11 protein-coding genes and 1 riboswitch are annotated in these 12103 nt (G+C 68.6%); of the genes, 1 reads left to right on the top strand and 10 read right to left on the bottom strand.

Features of this window, described 5'->3' with window-relative positions; genetic code table 11:
- Position 1: 1 nt before the first annotated feature.
- A riboswitch (TPP riboswitch) is annotated at positions 2-108 on the bottom strand.
- Between the two features lie 27 nt (positions 109-135).
- The 3 genes from ACMGEZ_RS00245 to ACMGEZ_RS00235 form a co-directional block, all read right to left on the bottom strand.
- Positions 136-1113: a rhodanese-like domain-containing protein gene (locus tag ACMGEZ_RS00245; protein WP_436820247.1), complete on the bottom strand. Its 978-nt coding sequence runs from the start codon at positions 1111-1113 to the stop codon at positions 136-138.
- A gap of 2 nt (positions 1114-1115) precedes the next feature.
- Entirely contained in the window at positions 1116-1958 is an 843-nt protein-coding gene (locus tag ACMGEZ_RS00240; protein WP_436820246.1) for a DUF3047 domain-containing protein, read from the bottom strand.
- A gap of 210 nt (positions 1959-2168) precedes the next feature.
- On the bottom strand, positions 2169-2597 hold the full coding sequence (locus ACMGEZ_RS00235; protein WP_436820245.1) for a YchJ family protein: 429 nt from the start codon (positions 2595-2597) through the stop codon (positions 2169-2171).
- 99 nt (positions 2598-2696) lie between these two features.
- Here ACMGEZ_RS00235 and ACMGEZ_RS00230 point away from each other — a divergent pair, with 99 nt between their 5' ends.
- Entirely contained in the window at positions 2697-3431 is a 735-nt protein-coding gene (locus ACMGEZ_RS00230) for a helix-turn-helix transcriptional regulator (protein WP_436820244.1), read from the top strand.
- An 87-nt stretch (positions 3432-3518) separates the two neighbouring features.
- Here the strand turns inward: ACMGEZ_RS00230 and iaaH are convergent, their stop codons facing one another.
- The 7 genes from iaaH to can form a co-directional block, all read right to left on the bottom strand.
- Positions 3519-4931, bottom strand: coding sequence for an indoleacetamide hydrolase (gene iaaH / locus ACMGEZ_RS00225; RefSeq protein WP_436820791.1), 1413 nt, complete (start codon positions 4929-4931; stop codon positions 3519-3521).
- 197 nt (positions 4932-5128) lie between these two features.
- Positions 5129-6259 (bottom strand): acyl-CoA dehydrogenase family protein, encoded by a 1131-nt coding sequence (locus tag ACMGEZ_RS00220; RefSeq protein ID WP_436820243.1) that lies wholly within the window; start codon positions 6257-6259, stop codon positions 5129-5131.
- 20 nt (positions 6260-6279) lie between these two features.
- Positions 6280-7527, bottom strand: coding sequence for a glutamate carboxypeptidase (locus tag ACMGEZ_RS00215; RefSeq protein WP_436820242.1), 1248 nt, complete (start codon positions 7525-7527; stop codon positions 6280-6282).
- A gap of 169 nt (positions 7528-7696) precedes the next feature.
- Positions 7697-8215, bottom strand: a complete 519-nt coding sequence (locus tag ACMGEZ_RS00210; RefSeq protein WP_436820241.1) for a hypothetical protein — start codon at positions 8213-8215, stop codon at positions 7697-7699.
- A gap of 104 nt (positions 8216-8319) precedes the next feature.
- Positions 8320-9504, bottom strand: coding sequence for an acetyl-CoA C-acyltransferase (locus ACMGEZ_RS00205; RefSeq protein WP_436820240.1), 1185 nt, complete (start codon positions 9502-9504; stop codon positions 8320-8322).
- Between the two features lie 57 nt (positions 9505-9561).
- Positions 9562-11373, bottom strand: a complete 1812-nt coding sequence (gene aceK / locus ACMGEZ_RS00200) for a bifunctional isocitrate dehydrogenase kinase/phosphatase (RefSeq protein WP_436820239.1) — start codon at positions 11371-11373, stop codon at positions 9562-9564.
- A gap of 4 nt (positions 11374-11377) precedes the next feature.
- Positions 11378-12097 (bottom strand): carbonate dehydratase, encoded by a 720-nt coding sequence (can, locus tag ACMGEZ_RS00195; RefSeq protein WP_436820238.1) that lies wholly within the window; start codon positions 12095-12097, stop codon positions 11378-11380.
- Between the last annotated feature and the right edge of the window lie 6 nt (positions 12098-12103).

The following is a 12103-nucleotide window of genomic DNA, read 5'->3' as shown; positions in this document are numbered from 1 at the left end:
CCGGGGGAGTCGCAGCTCTTCTTACGCTGGTATGAACCAGTTCAAGTTCGCGGGTTCGGCCGCTTGGCCATCTCAGTACGCATCGCGCGTACACCCCGGAGCGGGGCCGATTCTAGGCCCCGTGCGCCAGAATCATCAAGCGGCATGTGCGGCGACGTCCCGCGCGTCGACATCGAGCGGGGCCGGCTCCGAGGCCAGCGCCTCTGCGGCGGCCCAGGCCGCGATGCCGCCGGCGAGCACGCGCACGCGCGGCAGGCCGGCCCTCGCCAGGAGCCGCGCCGCGGCGATGGCGGTCTCGTCGTTCGGGCAGTCGCAGAACACCACCACCTCGCGCGCCGCCTGGAGTTCGGCGAGGCGGTCGGTCAGCTCGCGGTACGTGATGCCGACGGCGCCGGGCACGGCCCGGTCGTCGATCCTGCGCGAGTCGGGTGAACGCAGGTCGACCACCATGAGGCGCGCGCCCGCGGCGAGGGCCTCGCGCAGCGCGCTGACCTCGATGTGCGCAATGTCCTCGGCCTGCCGCGCGATACGGCGCTCGCGATAACGCCAGGCAACGAAGATGGCCAGCAGCAGCGTGCCCACCAGTGTCGCCGTGAGGCCGACATTGGACATCACCGCCAGCACGTCCTGGATCGCGGCATGGAACAGCCCGCCGAGTGCCAGGAAGCCCAACGACCAGATCACCGCCGCGAGCGTCTCGTAGGCCATGAAGCGCGCGTTCGACATGCCCAGGGCCCCGGCCATCGGCGGCGCCACCACCGACACGCCCGGCACGAACTTGGCCGCGATCAGCGACAGGCCGCCCCAGCGGCCGAGAATGGACTCGCTGCGCCGCACGCAGTTGTCGGCCGACAGCGAGACGCGGCACAGGAAGCGCATCACGCGGTAGCCCCAGCGGCGCCCGGCCAGGAACCAGGCGCCGTCGCCGAGGATGTTGCCCAGCACGGCGGCAAGCATCACGGCAATGAAGGACAGCTGCCCGGCGACGGCGAGCCCGCCGGCCACGACGAGAAAAGGCGCGGCCGGAACCGGCGCGCCCAGGCGGGTCGCCAGCGTGGCAAGGAAGACCACGGCAGCGCCCTGCGCGGAGAGAAGAGCGATGAGATCGTTCATCGCTATTCCGCCGTGCCGGCGCGCGCCGGCGGGAGTTGGACCCCGGCACTGCGGGTCGCTGGAATGCCGCGCAGGTCGATGTCCGAGAAATAGGCCAGGCCGTGGCCTCGGGTGTTGTCCGCGTCGGCCGAGACCGCGACCGCGACCACGTCGGGCAGGGTGTCGCCGGCCTCGTCGCCGAAGGCGCGCTTGTAGTCGGCCAGCAGGTTGCGGCGCTCGCTCACGTAGGCCGCCGGGTTGGCCGCGGCACCTGACTCCAGCACCACCATGCGCATGCGCTGGGTAAAGGCGTTGACCAGCGCGGTGCCCTTGGCTTCTTTCTTGTCCCACACGTAGCACAGCGCCTCGCTGGGCACCTCTTCGCCGGTGGTGCGGCGCGCCAGCGCCAGCCGCGTGCGCTCGCCGAAGGACAGGCGATCGGCCGGGAAATCGAAGAAGACGCAGAGCTTGGCGGCGCCGTCGTCGCCGGCGCGGGTGCGCAGGTTGGCGTCGTCCACGAAGGTGTCGACGCGCCAGCGCCAGGCCAGCGTGGTGGAGGGATTGAGCGGCACGCGAGTGGCATGCACGAGGTTGCCGTAGGACTGGTCGGCCTCGACCTTGAGCACCTTCTGCGCGCCCTCCTGGACCACTTCGAAGCGGGTCGGCGCCTTGTTGGGCAGGCTGGTGAAGCGCCAGGGCTGGGGCGCCTGGGCACCGCTTGCGGCGGAGAAGGGGGTGACCGCGGCCTGGTCCGCATGTGCGGCCGGGGCGGCGAGCCAGAGGGCGGCAGCGGCGATCGGAGCAGCCAGCACCGCGCCGATCCAGCGGGATGCGGTCGGGATGATCGTGCTGTACTTGGTCGCCATGGGGTCCTCGGGGTGCGGTGCGTGCTGGGTACTGGGTGGTGTGCTGTCTGAGCCTGAGGGGAGTGTGGGGGCCGGAGCGCGCCAGATAAAGTAGCCAAAAGGAATCGGACTGTCGCCGAATCGCGCACAATGCGCGGCCTTGCTATCAAATCCGTAGCGAGCAATGCAGGCTGCGCCACACAGCCTTGGTATTTCAAGCGCAGGAACGATTCAGCGCATCACCCCGTCGATGTAGTACCAACGGAGGAGATCGCCCTCGCCTTTCTCGCGCACGAAGCGGCTGCGCTCCGCCAGCCGGGTGGCCGCGCCCGATCGATCGCGCTGGCGCGCCACGAACTCGACCTCGGCATGGCTGGCATCTGTCGCGACATGGGCACGCACCTCCAGGCCCAGCCATTTGACGCCGGGCTCGAAGTCGAGGCGATCCGGACGGTGCGAGGGATGCCAGGTCGCCAGCAGGTAGTCGGCCCGTTCCCGCACGAAGGCGGTGTAGCGCGAGCGCATCAGGGATTCGGCGTCGGGCGCCGGCGTTTGCGCGAAGTCGTCGACGTAGCGGCCGCAGCATTGAGCGTAGGGCAGGACGGCGCCGCGGCGGTCGCGGCGGCCACAAGGGCAGGGATCGGGCTCGGGTCTGGGCATGGGGGCGTGGCGGGTGCAGGCATTGTGCAACCCTGAATCGCCCCGATGGCGCGCTGCTTGCCCGCACTCTAGGCTCCGGCACGGACGAGGAGAACGGCCATGTATCTGAAGGCTTCGGAACAGCACGCGCTGCGCGGCATCTTCGCGCTGCTTGCGGAGGACCAGGGCGAGCGCGAGATCCGCGAGCGCCTGGGCTGGGCGCTGCTGGACTTGCTGCGGGCGGACCAGTTCGCCTCCTTCGTGTGGGATGCGGACAGCGGCACTTTCGGGAAGCGCGTTGCGCTCAACATGGAGCCGAGCAACCTCGACCGCTATGCGCAGTGGCACCAGCATCACGATCCCATCACCTTCGTGCTGCAGTCGCGCCGCCGCGCCACCCGCGTGACCGAAGTGATGCCGCAGCGCACGCTGATGCGCAGCGCCTTCTTCAACGACTTCCTGTCGCGCGACGGCCTTCACTGGGGCATGAACCTGCATGCATTCGAGGGCGAGCACGCGCTAGGCGACCTGCGGATCTGGCGGCGCCGCGGCCGCGGGGACTTCGGCACGCACGAGACCGCGCTGCTGGATCTGGTCGAACCGGCCTTCATCGGCGCCTTGCAGCGCGCGCAGCGAAAGGCCTCGCCGGCCGCCGCGCGCGAGGCTGCCTGGTCCAGCCTGAGTGCGCGCGAGCAACAGGTCGCACGAGCGGTGTGCGAAGGCCTGACCGACAAGGAGATCGCGCGGCGTGCGGGTGTCGGCGTGCCGACCGTGCGCACCTATCTGCGGCGCATCTTCGGCAAGCTTGGCATCGAGCGACGCTCCGCGCTGGCGGCGTGGGTGCCGGGGCGCTGAGCCTTCCGGGCCGCACGCCAGCAGCGCGGCAGCAGGTCCTGCAACGATCAACACTTTTTCTTCGGCGCTCCGGCGGCGCCGTGCCGACTACTTCGGCGGAGGCAAACGCCCCAGGGCCCCCTCGACTGCGAGCCCCACCGCCAGCAGCCGGCGGTCGCTGCCCGCCGGCCCATCGAGTTCCAGCCCCACGGGCAAGCCGCTCGATGCCCCAAGCCCGGCGGGCAGCTGCAGGCCCGGGATGCCGGCGTTGCTGCCGGGGTCGGTGTTCTGGATGAGGAGGCCGAAGTTCTCCACGCTGCTGGACTCGGGCGTGGCGGCCAGCGCCACGCGCGGCACGGTGGGGAAGACCAGCGCGTCGAGCCGGTGTTTCGTGAACGTGTCGCGGTAGAGCTTCTGCAGGGCCGGACGTGCCTTGCGCATCGCGTTGTCGTAGGCGGGCTTGGCATCGACCACGCCCTGCGCCGCCGGCAGCTTGCGCGGCAGCACCAGGCCTTCGAAGGTGCTCTTGACGTCGGGGCTGGCAATGCCCGCGGCCACCTGGCCGATGTCGACGCCGGCACGGTACTTCGCGAGGTAGCTCGCCAGGTCGTCATGGATCTCGTACAGCGCGACAGGAAAGCTGACGGCGCTGTTGAGCTCGGCCAGCCTGGGCATCTCGACATCGACGAGCGTGACGCCCGCGCCGCGCAGCTTGGCCAGGGCCGCATCGGTGGCACTGCGGGTGTCTTCGTCGAGGTTGGCATAGAACGCCTTCGCGACGCCCAGCCGCACGCGCTTGAGGTCCGCAGGCACCACCGGCGTGCCGCCGGTGATGACGCGGTCGAGCAGCGCCAGGTCGGCCACCGAGAGCGCCATCGGCCCGGCCGTGTCGCGCGTATGAGAGATCGGCACGATGCCCTGCTGCGAGTAGCGGCCCATGGTGGGGCGCAGCGCGGCGCAGCCGTTGAAGGCGCAGGGGATGCGCACCGAGCCGCCGGTATCGGTACCCAGCGCGGCGGGCGCCATGCGCGCGCCCAGCGCTGCGCCGTTGCCCGAGGAGGAACCGCCGGCGATGCGCGTCGTATCGTAGGCATTGCGCACGCCTACCTCGGGCCCGGTCTGGAAGGCCGGGTTGTAGCCGCTCACGCCGAAGGCCAGCTCATGCATGTGGGTCTTGCCCAGCACCACGGCACCGGCGGCGCGCAGCTTCGCTACCACCGGCGCATCGGCGCTGGCGATGAAGCCCTTGAGCGCGGGCGTGCCGGCGCTGGCCGGCAGGCCTTGGACCTGGATGTTGTCCTTGATCGCCACCGGCAGGCCATCCATCGGCTTGCAGGGGCCGCCGCGGCGGCGCGTCGCATCCGCAGCCCTCGCGGCCTTGAGGGCCCCTGCCTCGTCCAGCGTGATGAAGGCATTGAGTTGCGGCTTGGCCTTGGCCTGTGCGAGATAGGCCGTCACCAGTTGCTCGCTGGTCAGCGAGCCGGCGCACAGGCGCTGCGCAGCTTCGCTGGCGGTCAGCATGGCGAGGTCCAGCGGCGCACCTTGCGCACCCGCGGATGAAGCGAGGGCAGCGGCGCACAGCGCGAGCGTGGCGGTGCGGACGGACGATGCGCGACGGTCGAGGGACATGACAGACGCCTCCGTGAAACGAAGACTCGATGGTGCGCCGCCGCGCCGTGCCTGTCTGTCATCCGTATCGATGACGCCGCGACAGCGCTTCAGGCCAGCGCTCGATGGATCAGCAGCTTCTGGATGTCCGACGTGCCTTCGTAGATCTGGCACACGCGCACGTCGCGGTAGATCCGCTCCAGCGGAAAGTCGTTGACGTAGCCGTAGCCGCCCAGCGTCTGGATGGCCGCGCTGCAGACGCGCTCGGCCATCTCGCTGGCGAACAGCTTGGCCATCGCGGCCTCCTTCAGGCAGGGCAGGCCCGCATCGCGCAGGCTGGCCGCATGCCAGATCAGCTGGCGCGCCGCCTCGAGCTGGGTCGCGCATTCAGCGAGCCTGAAGCCCACCGCCTGCTGCTCGAAGATCGAGCCGCCGAAGGCCTGCCGCTCCTTGGCGTAGGCCAGCGCCACCTCGAAGGCGCTGCGCGCCATGCCCACGCTCTGCGCGGCGATGCCGATGCGGCCGCCCTCCAGCGCGCCGAGCGCGATCTTGTAGCCCTCGCCTTCCTGGCCGATCAGGTTCTCGGCCGGGATGCGGCAGGCGTCGAAGTTGATCTGCGCGGTGTCGCTCGAATGCTGGCCGAGCTTGTCTTCGAGCCGGGCCACCGTGTAGCCGGGCGCGTCGGTAGGCACGATGAAGGCGCTCATGCCGCGCTTGCCCGCGCCCTTGTCGGTGACGGCGATCACGATCGCGACCTGGCCGTTCTTGCCGCTGGTGATGAACTGCTTGACGCCGTCGATCACCCAGCCGTCCGCATCCTTGCGCGCGGTGGTGCGCAGCGAAGAGGCGTCGCTGCCGGCCTGCGGCTCGGTCAGGCAGAAGGCACCCAGCATCTGTCCCTGCGCGAGCGGCTGCAGCCACTTCTTTTTCTGCGCCGCATTGCCGTAGCGCATGAGGATGGCGTTGACCGGGCAGTTGGTGACGCTGATCGCAGTGCTGGTGCCGCCGTCGCCGGCCGCGATCTCTTCGAGCACGAGGGCCAGCGTCAGGTAGTCGAGGCCGGCGCCGCCGTCCTCCTCGGGCACGCAGATGCCGTAGGCGCCCAGCGCCGCCAGGCCTGCGTGGGCTTCTTTCGGGAAGAGGTGCTCGCGGTCCCAGCGCGGCGCGTTGGGCCAGAGCTCGGCCTGCGCGAAGGCGCGCACGGCGTCGCGGATCGCTTCGTGGTCGGGGGTCAGCAGCATGCGGGGCTCCTTGCCGGCGCTTACCTGGAGGCGCCGAGATCCATGATCAGCCTGCTGGCCATGTACAGGCGGCGTGGGATGGCGTCGATCATCACGTACTCGGCCGAGTCGCTGTGATAACCGAAGCCGGGCAGGCCCAGGCTCTCGATCACCGGCTTGCCCGAGAGTGCGGCGTAGGCCGCATCGGTGCCGCCGCCGGTGCGCTCCTCGATGCCCAGCGTGCCGCCGGCCTCCTTGTAGTAGGCCACCGCCTTGTCGACCAGTTTCCTGCCGCCCTCGCCCGCATTGAAGGCCGGGCGGCCGCGGGTGACCAGCACCTTGACCTCGGCGTCCTTGAGCTTCTTCTTCTGGGCGCGCTCTTCCAGCGTCTTCATCGCGGCCTCCAGGTCCTCGTTGCGCGCGTAGCGCACGTCGGCATTGAGACTGGCGCTGTCGGGGATGATGTTGGAGACCGCGCCGGCCTTGGCGATGGTCCAGTTGAACCGAAGGTTCTTCGACTTGTCGTCGAGGTCCATGGTGCGCAGCACCAGGTCGGAGGCTTCGACCAGGGCGTTGACGCCGAGCTCGGGCGCGGCGCCCGCGTGCGAGGCCTTCCCCTTGATGTTGACCTGCACATAGGCGATGCCCGAGGTGCCGAGCGACAGCTTCTCGGATTCGGCGCCGGTGGGCTCGAAGGACAGCACGTAGTCGCTGGCCTTCGCCTCTTCCTGGATCAGGTCGCGTGAACCGAAGGAACCCTTTTCCTCGTCGGTGTTGAACAGCACGGTGATCGTGCCGAAGTCCTGGAAGCCGCGCGCCTTCAGCAGCTTGAGCGTATGCAGGATCACGGCGTTGCCGCCCTTGTCGTCGGCAATGCCGGGGCCGTAGGCCTTGTTGCCCTCGAGGCGGAACGGCGCCTTGGCCAGGATGCCCTTCGGGTACACCGTGTCCATGTGCGACATCAGCAGGATGTTCTTGCCGCCATTGCCCTTGAGCTTGCCGACGATGTTGTCGCCGACGACGATGCCGGCCGACTTGCTGCGCGTGACGGTGAAGCCCAGCGCCTTGAGCTCGTCCTCGAAGACCTTGCCGGCCGCGGCCAGGCCTTCGGCATCGCCGGTGCCGGTCTCGATGTTCACCAGCCGCTCCAGCGTCTTGACCACCGCGGGCTGCTCGGCCGTGGCCGCGCTGAACAGCGCGTCGTCACGCGTCTGGCTCCAGGCAGCGGGCGTGAGCAAAGGGGCAGCGAGCAGCGCGGCGAGCGCGTGGCGATGGAAGGCCAGGTGCATGAAGGAGTTCTCCGAGGGTTGGGGAATCCGTCATTCTAGGGAGCGCTCGCCTTCTCTGGCCCGCGTGCGCGGCGGGCCAAGAAATGTCACGCCCTGCCGAAAAGAGCGGCCAAAAAATGTCAGTGGGCGCGCGGCGCGTCAGAAGGTGTGAATGAATCGGGCGTGCCCTTCAAGCGGCCAGCAGGGCCGCGGCGGCCCGCGCGATGGCTCGCGCGTTCAACTGCGCGGAGGTGCGCAGCACGCCTTGCCAGTAGCGCTCGACGGCCTCGAGGCCGCCGGCCTTCTCCTGTTGCTCGAACGGGATGTGGAGCGACCAGTCGCTGAGACCAAGAAAATGAGCGCGAAAGACCTCGCCATGGAACTCGGCAGTCTCTTCCGCCGTGACGTCGCGCGTGATCAGGGGGCCCTTGTCGAACTGCAGGCCCAGGGCGTCGAGGTAGCCGCAGGCCATGGCGAGCCGGATCTGCGTGAGCTCACCGGCCTGCAGGTTCTGCCCCGTTTCCAGGCGCAGGCCCGGCACAGTGCCGGGCCGCGGCTCGGCCGGCGAGTTGCCGTGGACCTCGCCGGCGGCCCAGCATGCGTAGTAGTAGCCGTGATCGGCCAGGTAGGTATAGACCGAGCCCACCCGCCCCTGGCCGAGCAGCAGGCGAAGCTTCCTGAACTGGGCCTGCGAGATCGGTGAGGGCATTCAAGGCTCCGGCATCGGCAGGGGTTGCGCATCGAGCGAAGGCGCCCTGGGCCGATGGTCGGCGCCTTCACGTTGCTGCAGCAGCAGTTATCGTGCCCGCGGCTTCAGACCAGTTCGAGCGCGACCGCCGTGCCCTCGCCGCCGCCGATGCACAACGTGGCGACGCCGCGCTTCTTGCCCTTTTGCTGGAGCGCATGGATCAGCGTGACCATGATGCGCGCGCCGCTGGCGCCGATCGGGTGGCCCAGCGCGCAGGCGCCGCCATGCACGTTGACCACCGCGTGCGAGACGTCGAGCTCGTGCATCAGCGCCATCGGCACCACCGCGAAGGCCTCGTTGACTTCCCACAGGTCCACGTCCTTCACGCCCCATCCGGTCTTCTTGAAGAGCTTGGCCACCGCGCCCACCGGCGCGGTCGAGAACCACTCGGGCTGCTGCGCATGGGTGGCGTGGCCGAGGACGCGCGCGATGGGCTTGGCGCCCAGCTTCTTCGCGGTGCTCTCGGTCATCATGACCAGCGCCGCGGCGCCGTCGTTGATCGAGGAGCTGGAGGCGGCGGTGATGGTGCCGCCCTCCTTCTTGAAGGCCGGCTTGAGCGTGGGAATCTTGTCGAGCTTGACCTTGCCCGGACCCTCGTCGATCTCGACCAGGGTGTCGCCGCCGCGGCCCTTGACCAGCACCGGCGCGATCTCGGCCTTGAAGGCACCCGAGGTGGTGGCGGCCTTGGCGCGCTCCACGCTGGCGATCGCGAACTCGTCCTGCTGCTGGCGCGTGAACTTGTACTTGGCCGCACAATCCTCGCCGAAGGTGCCCATCGAGCGGCCCGGCTGGTACGCGTCCTCCAGCCCGTCGAGCATCATGTGGTCGAAGATGCGGTCGTGGCCCATGCGGTAGCCGCCGCGGCCCTTGAGCATGAGGTAGGGCGCGTTGGTCATGCTCTCCATGCCGCCGGCGACCATCACCTCGTGCGTGCCGGCCAGCAGCAGGTCGTGCGCGAGCATCGCGGCCTTCATGGCCGAGCCGCACATCTTGCTCAGGGTGACGGCGCCGGCGCTGTCGGGCAGGCCGCCCTTGTAGGCCGCCTGGCGGGCCGGTGCCTGGCCCTGGCCGGCCATCAGGCAGTTGCCGAACAGCACCTCGCCCACCGTGTCGGGCGCAATGCCCGCTCGCTCGACGGCCGCCTTGATGGCGACCCCGCCCAGGTCATGCGCGGCGAGGGAAGAAAAGTCGCCCTGGAAGCCGCCCATGGGGGTGCGCGCGGCGCCTACGATGACGATCGATTCGGACATGAAGTGCTCCTTGTGAAGTTGAAGAGGAATACGAGCTCGAGGGCCCGCGATTTCATTTCAGAAGTAAGGTGCATGGCCATCATGCTGAAAGCGCTGCGCCTCGTCGTAGGGAAAAACGTCCAGCATCTGGCCGGCCTGGATGCGCTCCTTGTGGCTCTGCCAGAAGGCGGCATCGAGCAGGTCGGCGTGGTGGGCCATGAAGGCCTCGCGCACTGCCTCGTTGCCGAGCAGGAAGGGGCCGAAAGTCTCGGGGAACACGTCCTTCGGGCCCACCGAGTACCAGACCTCGCCGCTCATCTCGTCCTCCTCGGTGCGAGCCTCCGGCACGCGGCGGAAGTTGCACTCGGTGAGGTATTCGATCTCGTCGTAGTCGTAGAACACCACCTTGCCGCCGCGCGCGACGCCGAAGTTCTTCCACAGCATGTCGCCGGGGAAGATGTTGGCAGCGACCATGTCCTTGATGGCATTGCCGTACTCGATGACCGCGTGCTCCAGCTGCTGGCTCGCCCGGTGGGCGTGCTCGGGATGCTCGAGCTGGTCGAAGGCCTCCTGCAGGTAGATGTTGAGCGGGATCATGCGGCGCTCGATGTAGACATGCTTGAGCACCAGCTCCATCTCCCCGTTGCCGTCGCGGTCGCCGATCTCGAGCTGGCTGGGCGCGAACTGCCTGATCTCCTCGATCAGCTCGGGCTCGAAGCGGTCCAGCGGGAAGCCGACGTCGCTGTACTCCAGCGTGTCGGCCATGCGGCCCACGCGGTCGTGCTGCTTCACCAGCATGTACTTGCTCTTGATCTGCTCGCGTGTGGTGTCCTTCTGCGGCGGGTAGAAGTCCTTGATGACCTTGAACACGTAGGGAAAGGAAGGCAGGTCGAACACCAGCATCACCATGCCCTTGATGCCGGGCGCGATGCGGAACCGGTCGGTGGAGTAGTTCAGGTGGTAGAGGAAGTCGCGGTAGAAGAGCGTCTTGCCCTGCTTGGCCAGCCCGAGGGCGCTGTAGATCTCGGCGCGCGGCTTGCGCGGCATGAGCGAGCGCAGGAACTGCACGTACGCCGAAGGCACCTCCATGTCGACCATGAAGTAGGCCCGCGCGAAGCTGAAGAGCATCTGCAGGTCTTCCTCGCCGAAGAGCGCGGCGTCGATGTAGAACTTGCCGGCGCGGTCATGCAGGATCGGCAGCGCGAAGGGCAGCTCGATGAACCCGTTCATGATCTTGCCCACCACGTAGGCGCCCTTGTTGCGGTAGAACAGGCCGGACAGCACCTGCAGCTGGAAGTTCGCGCGCAGCTTGACCTGATGGAAGCGCCCGAGGATGGCGGCCGCCACGCGCTCGGCATCGCGCCGGATGTCGGCAAAGCGTCCCTGCAGCGCGTAGTCTTCGAGCAGCCGGCGAACCGTATCGGCCAGCGTGTGCGGCTCGGGGTAGTAGGCGCGGTAGGTGGGCGCGCCGCGCGGCTCGATGTACTCGGTGCTGATGGCCGGCCGCACGAAGATGAAGTCGTTCTGGAAGTAGGCGCGGTGCAGGATCTTGGTCGTGACCGAGTTGAAGAAGGTCTCGGCCAGCTCGGGCTGGTGGTGGTCGACCAGGAGGCCGATGAAGTGCAGCTTGACCTGGTGCCAGACGTCCATGGGCTGCTCGCCGGCCTTGAACTCCTTCTCGAGCCGGGCCACCGCCTCGCTCACGCGCAGGTCGTAGAACTCGATGCGCTCGCGCTGCGCCCGCTGCTGGCCGTGCCAGTCGGCGGTCTCGAAGCGGTGCTTGGCGCGCGCCGATTCGGCGCGGAACAGCCGATAGTGGCGGTCGAAGCCGTCGCGCAACGCCTTGGCGATGTCGTAGGCAAGCGGGGAATCGAGGCGCTGGGGAAACATGCGTTCAGGACTCGGCTTGCGCCGGGTCGGCATCGGCCTGCGGCTCCTCGGCCCGCTTGCTCCACTTGTAGCGGATGCGCTGCACGGCTGCCTTGTACAGGGCCTCGACGGGCTTGCCGCCATTGAGCGTCATGCCGAGGTCCTGCAGCAGCCCGTCGTGCACGCCGAAGGCCCAGCCGTGGATGGAGACGGTCTGCCCACGGCTCCAGGCATCTTCCATCACCGTGCTGACAGCGACGTTGACCACCTGCTCCGTCACGTTGAGCTCGCACAGGGCATCGGCGCGCAGGTCTTCCGGCAGGGAACTGAGCAGCACGCGGTGGCGGTCGCGCACGTCCTGGATATGGCGGATCCAGTTGTCGGCCAGCCCGATGCGCGCGCCTTCGAGCGCCGCCTTGACGCCCGCGCAGCCGTAGTGGCCCACCACCATGATGTGCTGGACCTTGAGCCGCTCGACGGCGAACTGGATCGCCGAGAGCGCGTTGAGGTCCGAGTGCACCACGATATTGGCGACGTTGCGATGCACGAACACCTCGCCCGGCTCGAGCCCGGTGATCTGGTTGGCCGGCACGCGGCTGTCGGAGCAGCCGATCCACATGTACTTGGGCGTCTGCTGCTTCACCAGGCTCGTGAAGAAGCCGGGACGATCCCGCTCCATGCGGGCTGCCCACGTGCGGTTGTGGGCGAAGAGATCATCCAGGTTGTCGGGCGTGTCGTTGTCCATGGGGTC

The organism is Variovorax stachyos (assembly GCF_051400855.1).
Classification (GTDB): Bacteria; Pseudomonadota; Gammaproteobacteria; order Burkholderiales; family Burkholderiaceae_C; genus Variovorax.
The sequence above is the reverse complement of the archived record's forward strand: the minus strand, read 5'-3'. Positions and strand labels throughout refer to the sequence as shown.